Raw genomic sequence first — 22,849 nt, forward strand, 5'->3', positions numbered from 1 at the left:
TTGCCATAACGGCCATAGCTACATCGCCTTCGGTAAAAACAAATTTCCTGCCCGCTCCGATATCAGTAGCTACAATTGAAAGCGGAATCCGGGCATCCCTGATATCCCGTTTTCCAAGCAGATCAGTGACCATCGTCCCGAATTTCTTGTTTGACAGAAGACCGAACTGAGAAAGAGCCAGACCCGAAAGATCAACCCAGTCGATAGCAAGGGCGATATCACGTATCTCTTCCCAGCTTTTTCCGAAAGCGTAGAGTGCCGCGATAAATGCACCGATACTGGTACCGCTGACCATAGAGAGGTGAATATCCAGTTCACTCACGGCCCTGAGTACTCCTACATGGGCTGCACCGAGCACCGCTCCACCTCCGAGCGCAAGCGCTGTTTTTTTCATAATTTTCCGAAGAAACCGGTTTTACGTTTAAAAGAGCACTCTGATTATCCTGCCATCGCCCCTACTGAAAAAGGGTAACAAGCATTTTAAGCAACCTGAACTTCAACCTGCTGTAAGGCGGATAGCGCAGAGCGGGATCAGGATAGAGTGAGCGCTCCAGAATACTCCGCTGAAAAGAGAAGGTGTCAAAGCCTGCCCTGCCGTGATAAGCACCAAATCCGCTGCTGCCGAGACCGCCGAAAGGAAGATGGTGCATGCTCGCCTGAAAGAGCAGATCATTAATAGAGACTCCGCCCGACCTGGAGTGCAGCAACACCTTCTCCTGCACGCTCTTGACAGAAGAAAACAGATAGAGTGCAAGGGGTGCTTTTTCTCGCCGGATGCAGCTCAATGCTTCTTCAATACCGGTATAGGCAATAACCGGAAGAAGAGGGCCGAAAATCTCCGACTGCATAAACGCGGAGTCCATGGAGGATCCTTGCAAAATAGTCGGCGGGATGTAAAACTCGCCATGGTCGGTGAAAACTCCTGCAGACGGCACCGAACCTGCAAGCAGCTTTTCAAGCCTTAAAAAATTATATGCGTTTCCGATACGGGGAAAATCAGGGCTTGAACGGGGATCATCACCGTAAAAATCGGCAAGCGCCTCATGCATATACCTGATCAGCTCAGCCTCTTTCTGTTCTTCGACCAGAACATAATCCGGTGCAATACAGGTCTGACCGGCATTTAAAAACTTTGCCCACACAATACGCCGTGCAGCCACCCGGAGATCGCCCGATCCATCCACAATACAGGGACATTTCCCGCCAAGTTCCAGCGTCAGGGGCGTCAGATGTTTCGCCGCCGCATGCATGACCTCCCTGCCGGTCATCCGGCTTCCGGTATAAAAAATATAGTCAAACCGCTCTTCCAGCAGGGTGCGGGACTCTTCAACCCCGCCCTCAACAACACAAAGCGCACTCCGGTCAAGATAATCTCCAAACCCTGAAGCAATCACCGCTGAGGTATGCGGCGCATGTTCCGAAGGCTTCACGACCGCACAGTTACCCGCAGCAATTGCGTTGATAAGCGGAGCAAGTGTAAGGTTCAGGGGATAGTTCCATGCGCCGATAATCAGCACAACACCATATGGTTCAGGGCGGTAATAAGCTGTTGCCGGCTGATAGATGAGCGGAACAGCAACCCGTTGAGGCTTCATCCATGATTTCAGATGCTTCAGGGCAAAGCGGATTTCACTCCGGAGGTATCCCGTCTCAGTCAAAAAAGTCTCTGCCGCTGATTTCCTGAAATCAGCATGGAGTGCCGCAGCGATCTCTTTTTCCCGTTCAACAAGAAACGTTTCAAGCGCCAGCAGTTGTGAGCGTCTCCATGTAAAATTGCGGGTGGTGCCCCCCTCAAAGGTGGCTCGCAACAACGCAGTAACAGAATCCCCCATAACAGATTGTGATAACCAGGTTCAACCCCTGCTTTCAGAAAAAGCGCCATGCAGGAGCTGTAGAAAACAATGTAATGAAATCACAGAAACCAGCCCGACTCTCGCACACACTGTTTGCCGGATGGAATCCTGTTCTGTACATTAATAGTTCATTTGAACTGGGACAGTAACGGTTGACAACACTTATCTGACAACTATGGAATGGATCACCCAGCCGGAAGCCTGGATTGCCCTTGCCACCCTTACGGCGCTTGAAATTGTTCTCGGTATTGACAACATCATCTTTATTTCGATTATAGTCGGACGGCTGCCGAAAAACCAGCAGCAGAAAGGAAGAATTATCGGGCTTGGTCTGGCCATGTTGACCAGAATAGCTCTCCTGCTCTCAATCACCTGGGTTATGGGGCTCACTGCCGGCCTTTTCAGCGTTCTTGAGCACCATGTTACCGGCAGAGACCTTATTCTGATCGGCGGCGGTCTCTTTCTGCTGGCAAAAAGCACCCAGGAGATCCACCAGAGCCTTGAGGGGTCGGAAGAGGAGAAAAAACGCGCCTCAGCCGGCAGCTTTGCCGTCACCATGCTGCAGATAGCCGTCATCGACATTGTTTTTTCGCTTGACTCCGTCATCACTGCGGTCGGTCTCGCCAAAGATGTGGAGGTGATGATCATCGCCATCATGATCTCGATCGGCATTATGATGGTTGCCTCAAAATCCATCAGTGATTTTGTCGAAGAGCACCCGACCATCAAAATGCTCGCCCTGAGTTTTCTTATTCTTGTCGGCGTCACCCTGCTTGCCGAGGGTGCCGGTTTTGAGATACCGAAGGGGTACATCTATTTTGCCATGGCCTTTTCCGTTTCGGTTGAAATGCTCAACATCCGTCTCCGCAAGAAACCCGCAACACCGGTACATTTGCATCCGACGATGAACATTGACGGGGAGAACGCATAATCGGTGCTATGGATACAACAATTGCCCTTATGCATTAGTTGAAACCTCCGCAAACGTTATAACGGTTGCGGAGGTTTTGTATTTTAAAAGGAAAACCGCGACCAGGATCAACCCAAACAGGAGCGATCACGATGTCTCTTCCCGAAAAGCTCTCTCCGGAAAAACTCTACAAAACCTGTAACCCCGGGGAATTCAGCTTCCGCAGTACGGCCGACCTTGACGGCCCGATAAAAGCCACCGGCCAGGAGCGGGCCTTTGAGGCCATTGCCTTCAGCATGGGTATAAAGCATGACGGGTTCAATTTGTTTGCCCTCGGACCAAACGGCACCGGAAAACAGACCGCAATCATGCAATTTCTTGCTACGATTGCCCCTCTCGCACCGGTACCATCCGACTGGTGCTATGTCAATAACTTTAAGCAGCCGAGACACCCCGGGGCATTGAAACTTCCACCAGGAAAAGCCTCAACGCTCTCCCGTGATATGGAGCACCTTGTCGAGGCACTGTTAACCGTTATACCCTCGGCTTTCAGCAGTGAAGAGTATCAGGTTGAGGAAAAGAATATCCGCGAAAAATTTCAGGAACATCAGGCCGAAGCCTTTGAAGATCTCGAAAAAAAAGCTGCTGAACAGCACATTGCACTGATAAGAACTCCCGCAGGATTCGCCTTTGCACCCGAAAAGAACGGAGAGGTACTCAAGCCTGAAGAGTTCATGAGTCTCAACAAAAAGGAGCGGGAGGCAATAGAGAAGGAGATCACAAACCTTAAATCGGCCATGCAGCTCATCATGGTCCAGATCCCGAAATGGCAACGTGAAACACAGGAAAAGATCAATGAGCTCAACCGCAACATTGCCAATTTTGCCGTCAAACCCCTGATGGCTGAACTCAAAAACAGCTATGCCTCACTCAGCGAGGTCATCGAATATATTGAGACGCTGGAAAATGACATCATTGAAAACTTCGATCAGTTCCTTGAAAAAGAGCCCGATCCAAGAGAGATGCTGCTCGGACTCCCTGCCGGAAAATTTCAGCAGAAAGGCGCCCTCCTCAACCGTTACCGGATCAACGTCATTGTCGACAACAGCAAAAGTGAGGGTGCTCCGGTCGTTTACGAAGACAAACCCGCCTGCCAGAATCTGGTCGGGGACATTGAACACATCTCGCAGATGGGCACCCTTCTCACCGACTTTACCCTGATCAAACCAGGTGCCCTGCACCGGGCGAACGGGGGCTATCTGCTGATTGATGCAAGAAGATTGCTACTTGAGCCTCTTGCCTATGAAGCGCTGAAAAAAGCCCTGAGAACACGCCAGATTCGCATTGAATCACTGGCACAGCTCTACAGCCTTGTCAGCACGGTATCGCTTGAACCGGAACCGATTCCGCTCGATATCAAGGTTATTCTTATCGGGGAGCGCCAGCTCTACTATCTGCTCAACGTCTACGATCCTGACTTCAGTGAGCTGTTCAAAGTCGCTGCGGATTTTGAAGATGAACTCCCCTTTGACGGTGACGGAAAGCTTGCCTACGCCCGCATTATCAGCGCAATCGCCAAAACGGACAAACTTCGTCATTTTGACCGTGGTGCGGTGGCAAGGGTAATTGAGCAAGGCAGCAGGATTACCGGGGACTCCACGAAACTGAGTGCGCACCTGCAGAGTATCAGCGATCTGGTACGGGAAGCCGACTACTATGCCGCATCGGCCAAAAGAAAGCTGGTCAAAGCAGCCGATGTTCAGAAGGCCATTGACGCAAGAGTGCTGCGCTCTTCCAGAATCCAGGAAAAGATCAGGGAGGCAACCCTGAAAAACTCTATCCTTATCGATACGGAGTCGGAAAAAGTCGGCCAGATCAATGGACTGGCCATCTACTCACCCGGAGGTCAGAGCTTCGGGCACCCCGGAAGAATAACAGCAAGAATCCGGCTCGGTAAGGGAGAGGTTATTGATATTGAACGGGAAGTAGAGATGGGAGGACCGATCCACTCCAAGGGTGTCCTCATCCTCTCTGGCTTTCTCGGGGCAAGATTCGCCATCGATCAGCCGCTCTCGCTCTCCGCATCCCTTGTGTTCGAGCAGTCATACAGCGGAGTGGAGGGCGACAGTGCATCGTCAGCCGAGCTCTATGCACTGCTCTCGGCCCTCTCGGGAGTACACATCCGGCAGTGGTTTGCGGTAACCGGATCGGTAAACCAGTTCGGCCAGGTTCAGGCAATCGGCGGAGTCAACGAAAAAATCGAAGGGTTTTTCGATCTCTGCAACGCAAGGGGACTGAGTGGAAAACAGGGTGTACTGATACCAGCTTCAAATGTTGACAACCTCATGCTCCGCAGCGATGTGGTCAATGCAGCAAAAAAAGGGCGTTTCTCCATCTATCCGGTGACCCATATTGATGAAGGCATCGAGCTGCTGACCGGCGTTCCGGCAGGCGTATTGGATAAATCCGGCAACTACCCACCCGGTACCGTCAATGGCATGGTTGTAGCGAAGCTGAAGGAGATGGCAGAAAAAATCAGAAAATTCACGGCATCGTCAAGTAATGACGAAGATTAACCATGCACAGGAACAACAATGAAACTCCTGATACCGCCCGAAGAGCATAATATACTCTTCCGCCATATCACCGTAGCCCTCGACTGTTCGGCGCACAGCAACGCATCACTCAATGCCGCAGCCGAACTTGCCCGTCTGATGCAGGCGGATCTTACCGGTATTTTTGTTGAAGATATCAATCTGTTCCGGATGGCCGATCTTCCCTTCAGCCATGAAATCCGCATGTACACGGCCGAACCGGAAAAAATCGACACCGTTCAGCTGGAGCGTTCAGTAAAACTACAGGCAAGAGAGGCTGAGAGCTCCCTGCAGCGTGTCGCAGGAGAGTGTAACGTGGAGTACTCATTCAGGGTATGCCGGGGAGTGGTGCCCACAGAGGTAATCGCCGCTGCGCCTGATGAGGATCTGCTTGTGCTTGGCCGCAGCGGACGCTCGCCCTCATGCCGCAAAGGGCTGGGTTCAACAGCAAGAAGAGCCCTTGCCGAAGGAAAAAAGCCACTCCTGCTCATGAGGCCCGGCTTCTCGGCAAGCGAAGGATCTCTCCTGGTACTCTATGACGGATCGGAAGGGGCTCATCTCGCACTCTCGACAGCAATCAGCCTGAAGAAGTCCGGCAACACGCTCCATCTGCTTCTGCTCGCGGAGAGCTATGAAGAGAGCCTTGAAATGGAGAGGGAGCTCAAACAAGAGAGAGCACTCACCAATATTGCTGTGGAGTTCCATCATCTGCCGCTCAATAACGGAAAAACAGTTGTGCGCTATATCCGTATGGCAGCATCCGGACTGCTTATCCTCAGCGACCGGATGAAACTATCACGGGAGAGCGTGCATGACCTTGTCCGTGAAATCGACTACCCCGTTCTGCTTGTTTGAGCAATAATCAATCGAGCACCATCCGCTCTATCAATATGGCGGCGGAGACGGAAGCGTTAAGCGATTCAACCCGCGCCTTTTTTCCGGCATGCGGTATCCGAACAAGCCGGTCGGAAAGCGTCTGAACCTGTTCACTCACCCCGTTGGCTTCATTGCCGATCACCAGCACCTGTTTTTCAGGCCGGAAGCTGAACTCCCTGAAATCCTTCCCTTCAAGCGAAGCGGAAATAATACAATAGCCAAGCGCCTTGAGCCGATTGAGTTCATCGGCTACATGTTCAACCCCGTAATGAGGTATGGCATAAATGCTTCCGGCTGAAGAGCGAACCGTTTTTGCGTTGTACCGGTCAACGGTTCCTCCACTGCATATCACGCCGTCAGCTCCGAACCAGACCGCTGTTCTGAGTATGGTTCCCACATTGCCGGGATCCTGAACATCATCAAGCACAACAATAAAGGATGCTCCCTTTTTTCCTTCACCGAAGGGCTCCGGATCGGGCTGCTGTCGAAAAACACCGAACACACCCTGAGAAGTTGTGGTCTGGGCAAGCTGCAAACACTCTTTGTCACTTATCGAAAAAACTTTTCCGCTGAAAGCGTGAGCAAAACCACTATCATCCGACTGCGTCTCACGAATCAGAAGGGCAACAAGCATATCATTATCGGGCAAATTCCGGCAGAGTTCAGTGACCGTGCGAAGCCCTTCTGCAAGAAAAAGCCCCTCACGCTCCCGCTGTTTTTTCTGATGGAGTCTTGTATATTTGCGCAGTTTTTCCTTGCTGAGCGGCTCCCGTTCCTGCTGCTTCATGCGTTCGTGCCCGGTTTTTTCAGCTTTGAAAAGACCGCCTTGGGGTCATGCGAAAAATCCGACGGCATCGTGCCGGTTCGCTTTGAAAGTGCTTCACTGTCAAGCTCAACACAAAAACCGTCATCTCCTTCTCGCTCTGTACTGCTCATGCTCCGCTGAATGTAGAGATCAAAACTCTCACTGTCAAGCGAAAAACCGTCGATAACACACTCTTTTTCATCAATATTACCGGTTTCATCCCGGTTTTGAAGGCACTCTGCTTCGGCCATCTGACTGATCCGTAGAATCACCTCCTCTCTTGAAAAACCCTCACCCCTGCCAAAACCGGCTTTGGCCAACTGCCTCCTGAATGCGGCATCATCAAGCTGCTCCAGCGTCCGGAGAAGGGTTCCGAAACCGCCATACATCCGGGCAACCTCCCTGATCATCCCGTCAAGTGAATCAATATTGAGCGATGGAGGTTCGGTGTCGCTGCCAACATGTGCCGGAGTCTGAGTTCTCACCTTTGCACTCCGCGCAGCATGCTCACCGGTAAACTCGTCGTCAACCGAGTACTCCTTCAGACGATCCTGCATGACTCCGGCACTTTTCTGCCGCAAACGGCGCATGGAAACCGACTCAATCTCCGGCCGCTCCCGTAACAGAAGCTTTGCAACAATCACCATACCCGTGAGCGCAACCGCAACGATAAACGTGAACAGTATCAGCTCAAGCCGGAAGCCATAAAGCGTTACAACCAGAAGCTCGGCAGCAATGAGTCCGGCAAAAAGAAAAAGCAGAAGTTTCAGAAAAAATCGTTCCTCCATATCATTCAATACCCTCGAATTATACCGTTAAAAGCTTTAACAGAAAGAAGAACCGGAACCGATAACACTTCAACTCCCTGCCGGTTCCGATCATTCCGTAAATTTACATGTTATTTTCTCAATCAAGCCTGAAGGCAGGGATATTTTTCGATCCAGGCCTTCAGAAACCGCTCCTGTTCCATTTTTCTGACCGCATATTCATTCTGCCCTATATGAAAGTTTCCGGCTCTTTTGGTTTCAGGCAGACGGACAGAACCCGGCATGTCAAAAAATCGATCATGAACAAAGCATGATTGACGAACATAGCTCCAGACCGAGTCCCGCAAAAACCACTGGTCGATGTTGGGTGTTTCAACCGCTTTGGAGGTGTAGCCCTCAGCCAAAGCTGCCAGTGAGGGCAGAACTCCTGCAACACCACCCCACATACCCGCCAGCATCAAATCCGTATGCGTCCACCAGTCTCTCATGACATGGAACCATTTATCGGAATTCAGCCATTCAAAAACGGCTCCGGCTTCACGCATGCCAATAACCGAATCCACATCTCGAACCATAAAGTAGCCAACCGAAGGATCATCTGCCACAGCAAACCGCCAGCAGAGTCTGGTTTTAATATCTGCGTTGGAAGGTTTTATAACAACCTTCCCGTTCAGTATCTGCAGCAGCTCAATAAATGGTTGCGGCACGGAATTATCAACATAAAACCGGAGCTCCCAGTCAGGATAAAACTCTGGAGCCAGAAGCAGATTACGGAGTGCTCCGCGTAAATATCTATGGTTGGTTCCCCACAGGGAGAAGGCTATAACACTCTTTTTATCATCTTTCGCGGCAAACGTTTGAGGTTTCCCCATCGGAAGTGACCAGTTTTCAGGCAGGGATGGTGCGGCACTATCCTTGATCTCAAGCGATTTTGTTCCTGCTCGACGGGCACTGGTGAATTGACCAAGATTAGCGTATGCGTTTGCCAGAATATCGTAAGCAAGGCTGTTGGCCGGCTCTTTTTTGATTACCTCTTTTGCACGCTTGACGGCATCCTCGCTCTTCCCTGAACGGGAGTGACAAACTGCCGCGTTGAGTAAAACCTGTAAATTAGACGGGGTGCGGGCTCGCTGCTGCTCAAGAATCGTTGCGGCTGACGGATAATCATTGACAAGAAAAAAATAATAGGCCAGCTGCAACACCAGATCAACCGGCTTTTCCTCCGACTGAATGGCATTTATTTCGCCGATGGTTTCCTGAATAGCTTCAGCGCGGTTATTGCTTAACCATTTTTGATGTGCGGATGCATTCCATCCGGAAGGAATAGTGGTAGTAGCCATGTCAAGAATCTTTCTTTGGGACAACTCTATTTATTTGTATCGAAACCCGATTACCGGGTAACCCTTTGTCATCAATACCCGGCTTACGTTAAGCTCAACGGGCAGTTCAGCAAATTTACAAGATATTGTTCAAATAGCAGGCGTCAAACTACTGATCAGCCTCACCGTGGCCGGATACTCCCTGAAGCCGCGTCGCAGCAAAAGGATTTTTGCCATGAGATGGCCGCCTCAATGACAAAGAGACCTCGATGTTTCTCCATCCTGAGAAAAACGTAAAAGGGGAGAGGCTGCCCGACAGTTGCCTCTCCCCTCTTGTTAATAAAATTATGCCGATAAAGCGCCATCATCCGGGTTTCAACTGGCGCTTCGTGGCCTCACACTCAAGTTGCGGAATCTGGTTGTATTTTCCCTTCTTCAGGTCGGCACGAATTTTGGCCAGGAGATCTGCCCTTGAGAGCGCGTTCTTGCATGCATACATCTGCTTGCAGAAATAGTAGGTGAATGCGCCATGCCAGCCCCCGGCAATATTGGCATCAGCACTTGTCTGGTCGGCACGGCAGGCTGCCCAGAGAATGTTATGAACCATACCTTTTTCAAGCAATCCGTGACGGAGTCCGCGAGATTTCTTGGTATCCACCTCAAGGAATGCTTTAAGAGAGGGAGGTGGAAGATAGCGCGGTGTGCGGTCAAGCAGCATGTCAATCGCCTTCAGACCGGTACCGCTGTGGCAGGTATCAAGATAGACTTCCAGAAGCACATTCGCAGGCAACTGAATAAAAAGATCACGCAATTCATCATCAAGGATAATGTGATTCTTGTCCCACTGGCTGCCTGACTGGGCAAGATCATGAGGGCAGAACGCCTCATCAGCCCGATCCGGTTCGTCACCGCTCAGATCCGGTACCTGTGTGCCATGACTGGAGAGGCTGAAGATCAGATAGGTATACTTCCCTGCTTTTGCTCCATCGACCATCTCTTTAAGGCTGCTGATAATGGCAGCTTTGGTTGCCTGGGCATCCGTCAGCACCGTGATATCGCCTTTTTTAAAACCAAGCAGTTTCTGCAAAAGCACTGACATCTCGTTGGCATCATTGACACAGCCCTGCAACGCTGCACTTGGAAAGTTCTTGAATTGATTGATTCCGACACACAACGCCTTTTTTTTCGAAGCGGCCATAGCTATCCTCCTTTATGGTGAGCTGACATGATGAAAAAAGAGACCCGGCAACCAGCAGGTCGAGCCATTTTAACAATACATGATTACGGAAAAACCGTTTGACTCGATTTCAACAAGTTTCTGCTGCTGTAGTGAAGGTCGTAACTGATTTCGCGTGAGAAATGCAGAAGTTTTGAGGAGTGAAGGCTGATAGCTCACCACATCAAAACACCGGTTTGCGATATCAGTTGTAATATAGAGTGCCTGTTAACGAAATCAAATGCAGTATGCCGATCTGTCTTATAATGGGTGATAGCCAATACAAATAATAGAAGTTCTCTCGTTCAGCAGACTGTTCGTTCTGCTCCAGCAGAGCATTGTGGTAAAAACACTGCCGGGTTAAAAGGCTTGACCCGGAGATTCAAAGTGCATTATTCAACGAATCTCCGGGTCACTGCCTGGGAATGTCAAGCCGTTTTCCAGTCAAAACCAACTACTTTTCCATTAAGCTCATCCGGCACGAAATAATAGTGATCAGTTGGGGTATGAATCCCCAGGAACTTGGCCTTCCAAAACACAAAATGAGCTGAATCGGTAAATTTGCTGATCGCAAGCTTTATTGTTTTTGGGCCATGGTCTGCATCCTGGGTTTCAACCAAACCAATGCTTTGGTCATAAACACCGGAAATGGTGTCCACTGCTTTCCACCAGGTGACTGCCTGAGCGGTACTGAGACTGATAGTGATATAGCCGACCTCTCCGGCACCGTAGGTCAAGGCAACGTCATCACCATCAACTTTGATCGTAGTGTTTTTGTGGGGTAGAGCAAAGATTGCCATGGTAGTGTCCTTCTTTTTTTATTAATTATTTTACTAAAAAACAACATGTTACAGATTAATTCGTGTTTTCTGCGAATCAATGCGTTATATGCTGTTTAACCTCTTTATTTCACAACAGATAAATTTACATCTATTATTGCAAAATAAAACAATCCATACGCATCATTTTCACCTCTTCCAGGAACAGCAAAAGAACCCCCTTTCTTGAAAAGGGGAGGTTTACGGCTAATGAATCGAGACATATTGCGAGACAAAAAAACCGATCAAAATACGTTCCGCTTGTGTGTATTTTGTGTCAGGTCGGAAGGCTGGATGAAGCTGCTTCTTAGGTTGCACACGAATATTACGCCAGGCGACGGATGGAGGGCATCCGCCGCTCTGCTTCATGACGATGGATTCACTTTACATTTTCTTTGGTTCCGCTGCTTGAAACAGCAAGCATAATACCAATACCAATTGCGATAATGACCCCGATAGCTGTCCAGACAGTCCCGACAGTGGCAAGAACATCCAGTTGCCAGAGCGCGGCAAGGACTCCGCCCATCAAAATCACATAGCCAACAAGGTAAATACCGGTCCATTTCATAACCATCCTCCCGTTGAATTTATCATGAATTCACTCCTGGATATCTGCGTCCGTTCTACATCATGAGTTCTAAACCATCCGCGCCTCCTGAGAGTTCAGAAAGGGATCAGAGTGCGCTATCAGCAAAACTCCGTTGCAGTTTATGGGTCAGGGATGTAAGTGACCGGTGGAGACGGAGGAAGAGGAAACTCATTAAAAAAAATGGGGCGATGCGGTGTATATCAGGGGGAGGTGAGTAGTTATGTATTCAGTTTTTTCAGCAGCCAAGCCATGTTCTGCCCGAGAACCTCCATGGTATGCAAACCATCCTTGTCTTCTGATACCTCGCCCTTGTCGAATCCGATACCGGTATTCCAGTAACAGGAGCCCGGCACAACCATCTCCTCAATCAGGAAGAAATCCGTAATGGCATTATAAACATTGAGCGCCCCCTCGCGGCTTGCCGACACAACAGCCGCGCCAACCTTGCGCCTGAACATGTTGCCATTGGCGCACCCGACAGCTCCGGCACATATGTGCCATGACTGGAGAGGCAGAAGACCAGATAGGTATACTTTCCTGCTTTTGCTCCATCCACCATCTCTTTAAGGCTGCTGATAATGGCAGCTTTGGTTGCTTGGGCATCAGTCAGCACTGTAATATCGGCAGTTTTGAAACCGAGCAGCTTCTGCAGCAGGGCCAACATCTCCTTTGCATCATTAACACAGCCCTGCAACGCAGCAGCCGGATAGTTCTTGAAGTTGTTGATCCCGACACACAAAGCTTTTTTTGTCGAAGCAGCCATAGCTATCCTCCTTTTTGATGATCTTTAAATAAGTTGACCCTGCTGAACCTCCTTTATTTCATAATCTCATAATCTGATTTTGTATTCTGTAGCATTACTCGAAATATATACCAAATACTCACCATATTTTTTACTGAGTAACACCAACTCCAACAAGGACTACATTAGCATCTGTAAATGATGGTGTTTTTGCTCCATTTTGATATGCCACAGTAAACTGAACATTTTTCGCGATTTTGTATCCCGCATCTGCAGTCCAATAACATTTATTCCATCCCTCTCCAAGATCCCAGCGATTCGTGTATGCGATAGACGTAATTAACCTTTTTGATATAGTTAATGGTGTTACCGATATTTTGCCTCCTGCTGTAAGCCTTATATATGAGCCATTATCTTTGATTTTCTGCAGATCCAAATTACCACCAGTATCACCAACGCTACCTGCTTCCAATCCAAACTGAGGATGCCAATATACTTTTAATATTGCGTCATCAGGGTTTGTCTGTTTTCCGCCAATCCATGTATTATAACCTGATTTCATTATTCTTTTTGAGGCAAACGACCACAACAGACTCGCCTCATAGACTTTACGTTTAAAATCCCTGTCTGTTCCATATTGTGGAATCAGTGAAAGTACATGTGATGTTAACAAAGTACTATTACTATTTATCCATATATGCGATAAGCCTAATCTGAAACCAATACTACTAACCATTGCCTCTTTGGCTGTGTCAACATCAAAATCAACACCCGGATTTATCTTGATAGTCCCGCCACGATAATCCTTACTAATGTCTAACAGAGTAACTGTTCCCAAAACAGATAAAGCCCCTTTTTTATTTTGAAGGTTATTGTCATAACGATAACTTAATACAAATGGACGACCATCAATTTTTTTACCAGTAGGAGCTACGTCGTCCATAAGAGATCTTGAAAAACCAAGTCCTGGCCACCCAATTGGGAGATCCTTCTCTATAGCTTTGTTCTCAGCCCTTTGATTAATAAAATCCCGAAACTGATCAATAGTTACTTTAGTTTTTTCTTCTTTACTATTCCACATAGTTATCACATCACTAGCCAAAACATCCGCCTTATCCAGTAATCTCCCCTCAGATACTCCATCATTATGTAAACGCACTAATACTTCATCATTTTTTAGAAAATATTCAACCAATTCAGATTTATCCAAATATCCGTCGTTATTTCTATCCAACGTATTCAGATCGATTTGATTGTCCGATATCTTTTGCTTGCTTTCATCGCCTAAAGCCACGCCTGAAAACATCAGAAATAACAATACTATTCCAATGATTTTCATTTTATCACTCCTTTTATTTAATCAATGAAGTTACAAACTCTCGAAGACTATCAATTGTTGTAAGCTTTTTCTTATTCCAATCTGACGGCGATATAGGCATAATTTTTTCACCCGAAAAAGCAATGTTTACCGCAACGCGAAGTTCATCTTGTGCCCCAGGCCTAAGATCATTGAGCTTTTGATCCAAAGTAATCGACATACTATCTGGTATGTCTGCCCAATTTCTGATAATATCCTTTATCCTTGTTATTATATCTAGTTGTTCCATGTTTTTTTATTAATTTATGGTTTTTCTTTTTTTACAGAAGTAAAAATTAATTCACTATTAATCTCACTCACTTATCGGTACGTACAAAGACAAAATCAACATGACTAAAAGTAGCAGGAAATGCGCAATTATATTACAAAATATAAACACACTCTGCCAAACAATTTAAGTGTATTGACAAGCCGACATCAATACTAAATCAAGATTAATCCAGAACTTTTGATCTGTTTAAACGAGAATTTTGAAATTGGAACCAACCTGAATGGGTATAAGTAGCCCCAATAAAGGGATGCAAAAAGACAGCAAGTTTGAAAGTATTACTGTTATCCCGGGAATTACTTATCAACAAAAAAACCTTTTTCGCAGTTTTCCGTTTTTCATCATATATTAGCGCCATTACCAATATTATTATCACGATAAGAGTTTTATGAGACTTAACTTTGCTGATTTTTAGCATTTGCCTCTGGCTTTTTCGCATCAACTACGCGCATCTCTACCTTCCTTACTTAAATTTAAATATCCCTGAAATATCAATATTGCCCCGGCACTTCCGCCAGCAACAATCAAACTGGTTAAAAGTATACCTATCGGGTCAGCATTATTTCTCACAACAAGACCTGCCGCATTTGCGATTATGTAAGGTGTCCCTCGCAAGACAACATGCATAACATCAAAACTATAGTAATAGCAAATATAATATGATGCAAATAAAGAGATAGATGCTTTTAATCCAGGTATTTTACTCTCTCGAGTCATTTTTGTACTATCATTCGGATCCTGAACATTTCTTGTTGTTATTCGCGAAAATAACTCATGCTCAAAAATCACAGACAGACCTCGTTAAAGAACCATTAAAATAATTACAAGTTTCGCAAGAGCACCTGAGATAAGTAATAATGTCTGATAATTATCCATTTGATTCAAACTCCTTTTTTTCTGTTTTAAATATTATACCCTGATGCGTCAAGTAATTGCAGCATCAAGTTGATCAATAGTAGTTTCGTCCGAAAGGGTATTTATCTCATTCGAGATATCGGGTAATTTCCCTTTTAGAAAGGTTTCGTATGCAAAAAGGGATAGCGATTTGTGTTCGAAACAACAGTTTATACGTTGACAATGACTCTGTTGGAAAATTGGTAGTAGCCCAAGCACCAATACGAACACCAGCATATAGAATCCTTTCTTGAGCAGGACTGCACCCACCAACTCTGCATGTATAAAAAACATAACATCAGCAGCATTTCTTGATATTGCATTGGATTCACAGGCAACATCATGAACTATCGATGCACGATGATAATCATCTGTATATGGAAGCCTTACAGTTGACCATAGTGGTCTCGGAATACTTGCACCATTTATAACCGAATCTTTTGGTGCACACCATACCTTACCGTCAGGATCGATAAATGAAAAATCTTCAAGAAGTTTCATGTTGCGATCTTCGACTGTTTAATCGGTTAACCACTCTGCCTTGGGATTACTTGAGAATGACCCATGAAATGTCATACTTTGCTCCTATTTTTAACCACTGATATGATTAAAATTAATCCAACTCGAAATCAGGACTAGTTGGTAAACACAGAAATACAAGGCTATTCTTGAGTTGTTAACAGGCTAAACAGTTAATCAATGCCAAGCGAGAAGCATGACATATCGGTAACGAAACAGAATGGATCAGAAAATTAACAATTGTTAAAAACCTAATAAACCGCACTGCTATCCAACAGACGGGTTATGACCAACCGTTAAACACAATTTCAATAAGTTGCCATTGCCCTTATACCTGTAATCTTGACTTTAAAGTGCTTCGCTTGAGAAATGAAAATATTTTTTAGTGTTAATGGCTAAAGGAAAGCTTGCCACGTAAACGAAACAGCCGCTTGCGATTATAGAAGTAATATAAATAGCCTTAATGCGTAAATCAAGCGGGTTATACAAAAATTATATGCCAGGTAAGATGTCGGCATTTTTATTATATGTGCAGTTTTTTCAGCAGCCAGGCCATGTTCTGCCCGAGAACCTGCATGGTATGCAAACCATCACTGTCTTCCGATACCTCGCCTTTGTCGAATCCGATACCGGTATTCCAGTAACAGGAGCCCGGCACAACCATCTCCTCAATCAGGAAGAAATCCGTAATGGCATTATAAACATTGAGCGCCCCCTCACGGCTTGCCGACACAACAGCCGCGCCAACCTTGCGCCTGAACATGTTGCCATTGGCGCACCCGATAGCTCCGGCACGGTCAATCAGCGCCTTGATTTCGGTGGTAACATTCGCAAAATAGGTAGGCGACCCGATGATGATGCCGTCTGCCAGCACCATCTTTTCAATACAACTGTTGATAATATCGTCATCAATAACACACCGCCGATTTTTATTCTTCCAGCACTCATTGCACGCCGTGCATCCCCGGACAAGTTCTCCGCCGATCCGGATGATGTCCGTCTCTATCCCCTCTTTCTGAAGCTCATCCAGCACACAACTGACGAGAATATGCGTATTGCCCCCCTCCCGAGGACTGCCATTTATCGCGATGACTTTCATGGATGAATCAGGAAAGTATCAACCACTTGGAAGCATGGGTCTTTTGTCCATTAACGAAAACTTCATTACCTGAAGAAATCTCTCTGATACCCAGACGATCAGCTTCCGATTTCAGAATCTTCCCAAACTGAGCATTCCAGGAAAGTTGGGCAGAAATGCCTTTGTTAGAGTGAAAACCACCCATATACGCGTCTATCAAAACTGTCGTTAAAACCTCAACCATTCCTTGATTTCGAAAAGAGTCAATAACATCACTTACTTTTTCGAGAGAGACCGAAATTGTGTTGCCCATAATTTACCCCGATCAATTTTTGAAAACTATTCCCATTATAACATGGCTTTGGACGATGATTCGTGATCCACATCGTCTGCAAAAGCCTCACATAAATCTTGAGAAGTCAGGAAAGCAACTTGTCGTATTCAGCATGAGTACCGATCCATACCCATAGAAAACCGCCATCAATTGGTGTTGCTACTGCCCGGTAATGAGAACCAACACGTGCAGACCAGACTTTGCCTACTTTCTTGAATTTCAATGATGGATGAGTATGATCAGCTTTGAGCAGTTCAAAGTTCTTTTTGGCAAGAATTCGAATCTCAGGAGGAAGACGTTCATAGCAAGCCAAAAATCCTGAAGTAGTCTTGTGCTTCAAAGATCTTGAGTTTTCCCTGCCTGATGTTCAGCAATGGCTTCATTGATAAGCATATCCAGTTTACCCGCATTGGAATCGGCTTCCAGTTGTTTATCCCAACGAGCTTGATCGAATTCTATAAACCAGTCCCGAAGTTTGGCAAATGAATTATCATCCAGCTCCGAAATATGTTGCTCTATTAGCTCTACTTGTGTCATAAATCACCTCGGTTTTTTATCCGGCAACGAAAAGATGTTGCCTTGTTTACAGGACTCAGAAAGTTGTTCACGTAAAACCTTTTAAAGTCCTCTTTAATTTCACTCTTTTACTACGAAATAACAAAATGTTCAACCAGTTGTCATGCTGGAATCGCATTCCAATTGGGTTCCGAATCAAAGCATCATTGCACTCTGCCCCGCATCGCATCTTTTCGCTATATTGCCCGATAAGGCATCACTCACCAATAAACCGACCCACCCATGGCCATGACCGTCGAGATCAAGAACGGCAAGCTCTGCATAGAGATTGACCTTGAAAAGCCCACACCCTCTTCGTCAGGCAAAACGCTTGTGGTTGCAAGTACGCGCGGCAATGCTGTCACCGAGGTGATGGTTGACGGCAAGCCGGTGACCATAGGCCTGAACGCCTATATCAAGAAATAAATCACTTATTGATAGAACTTACATGAGCACCGTTTTTTCCAATCCCCAGCGACTCTTTTCAAGAGCTGAGATACTCTCCAATCCAAGCCCTGTCGCAAAAGCACATGGCGTCTACGCACTCTTTTTCAAAGAGATTCCTCCGGGTGTGCCCGTAGATGGATGCCTGACCCATGAAGGGCTGACCCTGCTCTATATCGGAAGTTCTCCCGACAAGAAAGGGGAGAAATATGCAACGCAGACTATTCAGCAACGGGTTCGCTACCACTTCAACGGCAACGCCGACGGCTCCACACTGCGCCGTTCTCTCGGCATCCTGCTCGCAAAAAAGAGCGGATTCCCGCTCAAAATGGTTGGCAACGGCAAAAAGATGACACTCACCAAACAGGGAGAGGAGTGGCTTGACCGGTGGATGGAGGAGAACACCTTTGCCGCGTGGGTGGAAAATGACAAGCCGTGGGATCTTGAGCATCAGCTCTTCCAGGCCATTTCGCTGCCGCTGAACATCCAGGGCAATAAACACAACCCCTTTGCGGCAGAGCTTACCCGATTACGGGCAGAGGCAGTGACAAACGCAAAATATGCTCCGGTAGCCGAGTAGAAAGAAGCGCTGCTACCCTTTCTTCGGAAACTTGAGCAGATCAAACAGAAAGCCGAACATGCCGGTGATGCCGTGTAATGCGTTGCTGAACCATTGTCCCAAGTGCTGAAAAGCCTCAAGCGTGTGCCCTCCGGTAACCTGGAGATATGCTGCATAGAGCACCAGAATGGCGGCAACGACAATAAAGAGTCGCATGATCCTTCTCAGAAAGGAGAAGACGATGATGATCGAAATAATGACGGCAATAAAAAATATAACCGGGTGTGCGACGAGATAGGCAACTGCTTTTTCCATTCCTGATCAAACATTTATATGGACACAACCTTACCGTTTTATTTATCAGCCCTGTAGGGGCGAAATATCGGTAGCGCAGGGTGCAAACCCTGGGTTGATGGATGCGTTTCATTCATTGTAAATATTCCTGCAAGATAGCCGCAATCTTGTGCGACGGCGATGCTCCGGCAAGCCGGTCACGGGCGGCAAGCAGCTCGCGACGCATCGAGGCGGCAAGATCCGGGCTGTCGAGAATCATCGAAGCCTGACGGAAGATCTCCGGACCGTTTGCTTCATGCTGGATCAGCTCCGGTACCGCCCTTTCGCTGCTCAGAAGCCCTTTGGCCACAATATTGGCAAGTGAGATGTTTTTCAGCTTGACCAGCCGGCGGCCGATCATGTAGTTAAGCGCTCCCGTCTTGTATACCACCACCATGGGGCAGCCGAAACAGAGTGTTTCAAGGGTTGCGGTACCTGAGGTGACGAGAGCTACGTCACTGTACTGCATCACCTCATAGGCGGCACAGTTGACAACCGTAAGATCGCTGTACTCCTTCATGATACTGTAGGCAGCAGCATCAAGATGCGGTGCACGGCCGAGCAGAAAAACGACCCGGTACTTCCGGTTAAGCAGACGTGCGGCTTCGAGCAGTTCGGGCAGAATGTGCGAAAGTTCCTGCTTGCGACTCCCGGGGAGAAGGCCGACCAACCTGGTTCCTGGCTGGATTCCATGGCTCCCGGTAAACGAATCCTTTGAGGGGAGCGAAAGTTCTGCCAGCTCTTCAATGACCGGATGGCCGACAAATTCCGCATTGATCTGGTGACGGCGGAAAAAATCCACTTCGAAATCAAAAATAACGAGTAGCCGGTCGATGTAGCGGCGGATCGCCTTGACCCGCCCCTCTTTCCAGGCCCATACCTGCGGAGAGACGTAGTAGATGACCGGTATACCAAGTTCATGAAAAAAGCGCGCCATGACAAGGTTCATACCCGGATAATCGACAAGAAATGCAGCCCGGGGTTTTTCGCGGCGTACCGCCTCCTTGAGGTCACGAAAAACCCTCCGGAGAAAGAGCGAATGCTTGAGCACATCGACAAAACCCATGATGCTCATCTGTGCTGTATCATAAAGCAGTTCTGCGCCGAGAGTGCGAAGTTTCTCGCCGCCGATGCCAAAAACCCTGATGTCAGGTTCAGCCTTCAGCAGTTCGCTGATGACTCCGGCAGCATGCAGATCTCCGGAAACCTCTCCGGCCAGGACAAAAAGCTTGATGGGCATCAATAACAATAGCTAAAAACAATATTCTTAATCCTTTACCGGCTTTTCCGATTAATCGCGACACCTATAATTGGATCAACCGCAAAGAAACCGTATTTTGCGCTTTATTTTTATTGCAACTCCCTCCGGAGTTTTCATTCCCATTATATCAAAATCAATAAATAGAATGCAAGTTAAATTCGGAACTGATGGATGGCGCGCGATTATAGCCAAGGATTATACATTTGATAACCTGAAACTTGCAGCACTTGCCTCTGCACGCTACTTTCTCGGGCATCCAAACCGGGCAAAAGGAGTATGTGTCGGCTACGATACCCGCTTCATGTCAAAAGAGTTTGCGGCATATACCGCCGAGGTCTTCTCGTCACAGGGACTGAAGGTCTACCTCTCCGACAGTTTTGCCTCCACTCCGGCTGTCTCTCTCTATACAAGAGAAAAACAGCTTGCCGGAGGAATTGTGATCACCGCTTCACACAATCCTGCAATCTATAACGGGTTCAAGGTAAAAGCCTCCTACGGCGGCCCGGCCCACCCGGAAGTCATTACGGAAATCGAAAGTTACCTCCCGCTCGTGGACCCGGCAACAGAGATCAAGGCTGATAACAAGCTGATCGAAATGGTTGATATGAAAGGGTTTTATGTGAGCTATCTGAAAAGCCGCATTGACCTGCCGCTCATCCGTGAATCAAGACTGAAAATTGCCCATAATGCCATGTTCGGTGCAGGGCAGGATCTCATCAAGAACCTCTTCGACGAGTCGATGGTCAATTGCTACCACTGTAGCCTTAACCCCGGCTTTGGTGGCATCAACCCTGAACCTATGCCGCAGTATATCGAAGAGTTCATTGAGTTCTTCAAGGAGGTTGAGACCGATGTAGCGATTATCAATGACGGTGATGCAGACCGGATCGGCATGCTCGACGAAAACGGAGAATTTGTTGATTCCCATAAACTCTTTGCCATAATTCTGAAAGATCTGGTCGAGGAGAAGCACCAGAAAGGCGAAGTTGCAAAATCATTTGCACTGAGTGATATCATCGACAAAATCTGCCGCAAAAACAATCTCATCCTTCACGAGTTGCCTGTGGGCTTCAAGCATGTCAGCAAACTGATGACCACCAATGATATCCTTATCGGCGGTGAAGAGTCGGGCGGCATAGGCATTACCTCGTTTCTTCCGGAACGCGACGGGGTCTATACCGGACTGTTGGTCCTTGAGATGATGACCCGCAAGGGAAAAACCCTTTCGGAGCTGGTGCAGGAACTCTACGATGAGTATGGATTTTTCTGCTTCAGCCGTCATGATCTGCATGTCAGCGAAGAGAAAAAGCAGGCAATAATTGCGAAAGCTTCAACCGGAGATCTTGAAAGCATTGCCGGGTACAAGGTGCTGAAATTCAACGATCTCGACGGCTACAAATATCACTTTGAAGGAGGATGGATGATGATCCGGCCATCCGGCACCGAGCCGATTCTGCGTCTCTACTGCGAAGCGGACTCCCGGGAGAAGGTAGAGAAGGTGCTTGCCTTTGCGGCAAAACTGGCCTGAACCGGCTCCTACATCCAACATAACACCCAGGGCCCTGAACTATCGGGGCCCTGGGTTTTCAGGCAAAAGTCGAGTCTGCATTTTTTTCAACTATCCGCGCATGAATTCAGGGCACTCAACGTCCAACATGCAACGGGTTCTTGAAACCAGGCAGCAGATCAGGTTCAATGCAGTGATGAATGATAGAGCAGATGCGACAATTGCCGCAAAGGCAGAAACAAGGTCATTTCAGAAATCGGGTATGACGTCAAAAGAAGTTCTCTTCAAAAGCCTTGTTGCCGAACATCAGGAGATGGTAATCAATACCTGCTACCGGTTTGTCTTTAACCGTGAAGATGCCGAAGATCTGGCTCAGGATGTCTTTGTAGAGGTGTTCCGTTCCCTTGAACAGTTCAGGGAAGAGTCAAAACTCTCAACCTGGATATACCGGATCGCCGTAACCAAATCACTCGACCACCTGCGCAGGATAAAAAGAGTCAAGCGGTTCGGCACCTTGAAAAGAATGATCGGTGTTGAGGACCCTTCGGCAGAACTTCCTGCTCCATTCAGTGAAAATCCTGCCGAAGCATTGGCCGAAAACGAACGGGCAACAATACTGCAGGATGCACTCAACCGGCTGCCCGACAGCCAGAAAGCGGCCTTTCTGCTCAGCAAACAGGATGGTTTCAGCAATCAGGAGATTGCCGATATCCTCAAAACTTCGGTATCCGCCGTAGAGTCACTGATTCACAGGGCAAAAAAAAGCCTGCACGACAGGCTCTACAGCTATTATCAAAACCATTGATTTTTTTGAAGGATCGCACAAGGTTTTCAGAAACCTGTCGTCGAACTCAATGAAACAGGAATGCATAATGAAACAGCAGAGCGAAAACATAGAGAGAGAGGTCGGCAAAACCCTGCGACTGCTTGATGAGCTGAAACCGCTTGAGGTACATCATCTTTTCAGAGTGCGGCTTATGCAGCGGGTTGAAGCTGAGTTCGGCGAGGGCGCGAAAAAGGAAAGTTCCGGTTTCAGCCGCTACTTTGATGTCCGGCTAGCCTTGATGGCGCTGCTTCTTGTCATCAATCTCAGTACTGCGCTGCTCTCACTCAAGAGTAATACGACGCAGTTCAGTGCGGGAATCAGCGAACTGCTTGACAACATGGGTGATGACTATTCAACCCAGGAGTTTGCCTACTACGACCAGTCAGCTGATACAGGAACGGATA

Annotated in this window: 28 protein-coding genes; 8 read left to right on the forward strand and 20 right to left on the reverse strand. The window is 47.5% G+C overall.

Annotation, left to right across the window (positions count from 1 at the left end):
• Both CFERDRAFT_RS10545 and CFERDRAFT_RS10550 read right to left on the reverse strand, forming a co-directional pair.
• Nucleotides 1-394 (reverse strand): patatin-like phospholipase family protein (locus CFERDRAFT_RS10545; protein ID WP_040433757.1); only part of this gene is annotated, 394 nt, incomplete at its 3' end.
• 61 nt (nt 395-455) lie between these two features.
• On the reverse strand, nt 456-1,832 hold the full coding sequence (locus CFERDRAFT_RS10550; protein ID WP_006367226.1) for an aldehyde dehydrogenase family protein: 1,377 nt from the start codon (nt 1,830-1,832) through the stop codon (nt 456-458).
• Between the two features lie 196 nt (nt 1,833-2,028).
• Between CFERDRAFT_RS10550 and CFERDRAFT_RS10555 the strand changes: the two genes are divergently transcribed.
• From CFERDRAFT_RS10555 to CFERDRAFT_RS10565, 3 genes are all read left to right on the forward strand, one after another.
• Nucleotides 2,029-2,784, forward strand: a complete 756-nt coding sequence (locus CFERDRAFT_RS10555; RefSeq protein ID WP_006367227.1) for a TerC family protein — start codon at nt 2,029-2,031, stop codon at nt 2,782-2,784.
• A gap of 131 nt (nt 2,785-2,915) precedes the next feature.
• Complete coding sequence (locus tag CFERDRAFT_RS10560; protein WP_006367228.1) at nt 2,916-5,339, forward strand: Lon protease family protein; 2,424 nt, start codon at nt 2,916-2,918, stop codon at nt 5,337-5,339.
• Nucleotides 5,340-5,357: 18 nt separating this feature from the next.
• Nucleotides 5,358-6,212, forward strand: a complete 855-nt coding sequence (locus tag CFERDRAFT_RS10565) for a universal stress protein (protein ID WP_006367229.1) — start codon at nt 5,358-5,360, stop codon at nt 6,210-6,212.
• A gap of 7 nt (nt 6,213-6,219) precedes the next feature.
• On the opposite strand, the gene CFERDRAFT_RS10570 is transcribed toward CFERDRAFT_RS10565, so the two are convergent.
• The 16 genes from CFERDRAFT_RS10570 to CFERDRAFT_RS10645 form a co-directional block, all read right to left on the reverse strand.
• Complete coding sequence (locus tag CFERDRAFT_RS10570; protein ID WP_006367230.1) at nt 6,220-7,020, reverse strand: TrmH family RNA methyltransferase; 801 nt, start codon at nt 7,018-7,020, stop codon at nt 6,220-6,222.
• Entirely contained in the window at nt 7,017-7,826 is an 810-nt protein-coding gene (locus CFERDRAFT_RS10575) for a hypothetical protein (RefSeq protein WP_006367231.1), read from the reverse strand. The genes CFERDRAFT_RS10570 and CFERDRAFT_RS10575 overlap by 4 nt, the downstream gene beginning before the upstream one ends.
• Before the next feature lie 122 nt (nt 7,827-7,948).
• Nucleotides 7,949-9,145, reverse strand: a complete 1,197-nt coding sequence (locus CFERDRAFT_RS10580; RefSeq protein ID WP_006367232.1) for a tetratricopeptide repeat protein — start codon at nt 9,143-9,145, stop codon at nt 7,949-7,951.
• A gap of 343 nt (nt 9,146-9,488) precedes the next feature.
• On the reverse strand, nt 9,489-10,322 hold the full coding sequence (locus CFERDRAFT_RS10585; protein WP_006367233.1) for a caspase family protein: 834 nt from the start codon (nt 10,320-10,322) through the stop codon (nt 9,489-9,491).
• Nucleotides 10,323-10,768: 446 nt separating this feature from the next.
• Entirely contained in the window at nt 10,769-11,140 is a 372-nt protein-coding gene (locus CFERDRAFT_RS10590) for a hypothetical protein (protein ID WP_006367248.1), read from the reverse strand.
• A 397-nt stretch (nt 11,141-11,537) separates the two neighbouring features.
• The gene (locus CFERDRAFT_RS10595; RefSeq protein WP_156778072.1) at nt 11,538-11,726 is read right to left on the reverse strand and encodes a hypothetical protein; all 189 of its coding nucleotides are present in this window, start codon (nt 11,724-11,726) and stop codon (nt 11,538-11,540) included.
• 239 nt (nt 11,727-11,965) lie between these two features.
• Nucleotides 11,966-12,100 carry a hypothetical protein gene (locus CFERDRAFT_RS12645; protein ID WP_269479156.1) on the reverse strand — a complete coding sequence of 45 codons (135 nt, stop codon included), beginning with the start codon at nt 12,098-12,100 and terminating at the stop codon, nt 11,966-11,968.
• A 14-nt stretch (nt 12,101-12,114) separates the two neighbouring features.
• Nucleotides 12,115-12,510 (reverse strand): caspase family protein, encoded by a 396-nt coding sequence (locus CFERDRAFT_RS10605; RefSeq protein ID WP_006367249.1) that lies wholly within the window; start codon nt 12,508-12,510, stop codon nt 12,115-12,117.
• A 130-nt stretch (nt 12,511-12,640) separates the two neighbouring features.
• Nucleotides 12,641-13,828 carry a hypothetical protein gene (locus CFERDRAFT_RS10610; RefSeq protein ID WP_006367250.1) on the reverse strand — a complete coding sequence of 396 codons (1,188 nt, stop codon included), beginning with the start codon at nt 13,826-13,828 and terminating at the stop codon, nt 12,641-12,643.
• Between the two features lie 13 nt (nt 13,829-13,841).
• Nucleotides 13,842-14,096: a hypothetical protein gene (locus tag CFERDRAFT_RS10615; protein ID WP_040433760.1), complete on the reverse strand. Its 255-nt coding sequence runs from the start codon at nt 14,094-14,096 to the stop codon at nt 13,842-13,844.
• Nucleotides 14,097-14,573: 477 nt separating this feature from the next.
• Nucleotides 14,574-14,924: a hypothetical protein gene (locus CFERDRAFT_RS12420; RefSeq protein ID WP_156778073.1), complete on the reverse strand. Its 351-nt coding sequence runs from the start codon at nt 14,922-14,924 to the stop codon at nt 14,574-14,576.
• Nucleotides 14,925-15,059: 135 nt separating this feature from the next.
• On the reverse strand, nt 15,060-15,530 hold the full coding sequence (locus CFERDRAFT_RS10625; RefSeq protein ID WP_040433763.1) for a DUF1353 domain-containing protein: 471 nt from the start codon (nt 15,528-15,530) through the stop codon (nt 15,060-15,062).
• Between the two features lie 541 nt (nt 15,531-16,071).
• The gene (locus tag CFERDRAFT_RS10630) at nt 16,072-16,647 is read right to left on the reverse strand and encodes a flavodoxin family protein (RefSeq protein ID WP_006367237.1); all 576 of its coding nucleotides are present in this window, start codon (nt 16,645-16,647) and stop codon (nt 16,072-16,074) included.
• 7 nt (nt 16,648-16,654) lie between these two features.
• The gene (locus CFERDRAFT_RS10635; RefSeq protein ID WP_040433764.1) at nt 16,655-16,939 is read right to left on the reverse strand and encodes a hypothetical protein; all 285 of its coding nucleotides are present in this window, start codon (nt 16,937-16,939) and stop codon (nt 16,655-16,657) included.
• A 106-nt stretch (nt 16,940-17,045) separates the two neighbouring features.
• On the reverse strand, nt 17,046-17,300 hold the full coding sequence (locus CFERDRAFT_RS10640) for a hypothetical protein (RefSeq protein ID WP_040433766.1): 255 nt from the start codon (nt 17,298-17,300) through the stop codon (nt 17,046-17,048).
• Nucleotides 17,297-17,497, reverse strand: a complete 201-nt coding sequence (locus tag CFERDRAFT_RS10645; RefSeq protein WP_040433768.1) for a hypothetical protein — start codon at nt 17,495-17,497, stop codon at nt 17,297-17,299. Before CFERDRAFT_RS10645 ends, CFERDRAFT_RS10640 begins: the two co-directional genes overlap by 4 nt.
• A 261-nt stretch (nt 17,498-17,758) precedes the next feature.
• On the opposite strand from CFERDRAFT_RS10645, the gene CFERDRAFT_RS10650 reads away from it, so the two are divergent.
• Nucleotides 17,759-17,941, forward strand: coding sequence for a hypothetical protein (locus tag CFERDRAFT_RS10650; RefSeq protein WP_006367239.1), 183 nt, complete (start codon nt 17,759-17,761; stop codon nt 17,939-17,941).
• Nucleotides 17,942-17,963: 22 nt separating this feature from the next.
• Entirely contained in the window at nt 17,964-18,539 is a 576-nt protein-coding gene (locus tag CFERDRAFT_RS10655; protein WP_006367241.1) for a GIY-YIG nuclease family protein, read from the forward strand.
• 12 nt (nt 18,540-18,551) lie between these two features.
• Here the strand turns inward: CFERDRAFT_RS10655 and CFERDRAFT_RS10660 are convergent, their stop codons facing one another.
• Together CFERDRAFT_RS10660 and lpxB are read right to left on the reverse strand one after the other, a co-directional pair.
• Nucleotides 18,552-18,833 (reverse strand): hypothetical protein, encoded by a 282-nt coding sequence (locus CFERDRAFT_RS10660; RefSeq protein WP_006367244.1) that lies wholly within the window; start codon nt 18,831-18,833, stop codon nt 18,552-18,554.
• 112 nt (nt 18,834-18,945) lie between these two features.
• Complete coding sequence (lpxB, locus tag CFERDRAFT_RS10665; protein WP_006367245.1) at nt 18,946-20,091, reverse strand: lipid-A-disaccharide synthase; 1,146 nt, start codon at nt 20,089-20,091, stop codon at nt 18,946-18,948.
• A gap of 166 nt (nt 20,092-20,257) precedes the next feature.
• Here lpxB and CFERDRAFT_RS10670 point away from each other — a divergent pair, with 166 nt between their 5' ends.
• The 3 genes from CFERDRAFT_RS10670 to CFERDRAFT_RS10680 form a co-directional block, all read left to right on the forward strand.
• Nucleotides 20,258-21,640, forward strand: a complete 1,383-nt coding sequence (locus CFERDRAFT_RS10670) for a phosphoglucomutase/phosphomannomutase family protein (RefSeq protein ID WP_006367246.1) — start codon at nt 20,258-20,260, stop codon at nt 21,638-21,640.
• Nucleotides 21,641-21,881: 241 nt separating this feature from the next.
• Nucleotides 21,882-22,424 carry an RNA polymerase sigma factor gene (locus tag CFERDRAFT_RS10675; protein ID WP_156778074.1) on the forward strand — a complete coding sequence of 181 codons (543 nt, stop codon included), beginning with the start codon at nt 21,882-21,884 and terminating at the stop codon, nt 22,422-22,424.
• Nucleotides 22,425-22,491: 67 nt separating this feature from the next.
• Nucleotides 22,492-22,849, forward strand: a 358-nt coding sequence (locus CFERDRAFT_RS10680) for a hypothetical protein (protein WP_040433770.1), incomplete at its 3' end; no start/stop codon positions are given.

The sequence above is a fragment of the Chlorobium ferrooxidans DSM 13031 genome (genome assembly GCF_000168715.1).
Classification (GTDB): domain Bacteria; phylum Bacteroidota; class Chlorobiia; order Chlorobiales; family Chlorobiaceae; genus Chlorobium; species Chlorobium ferrooxidans.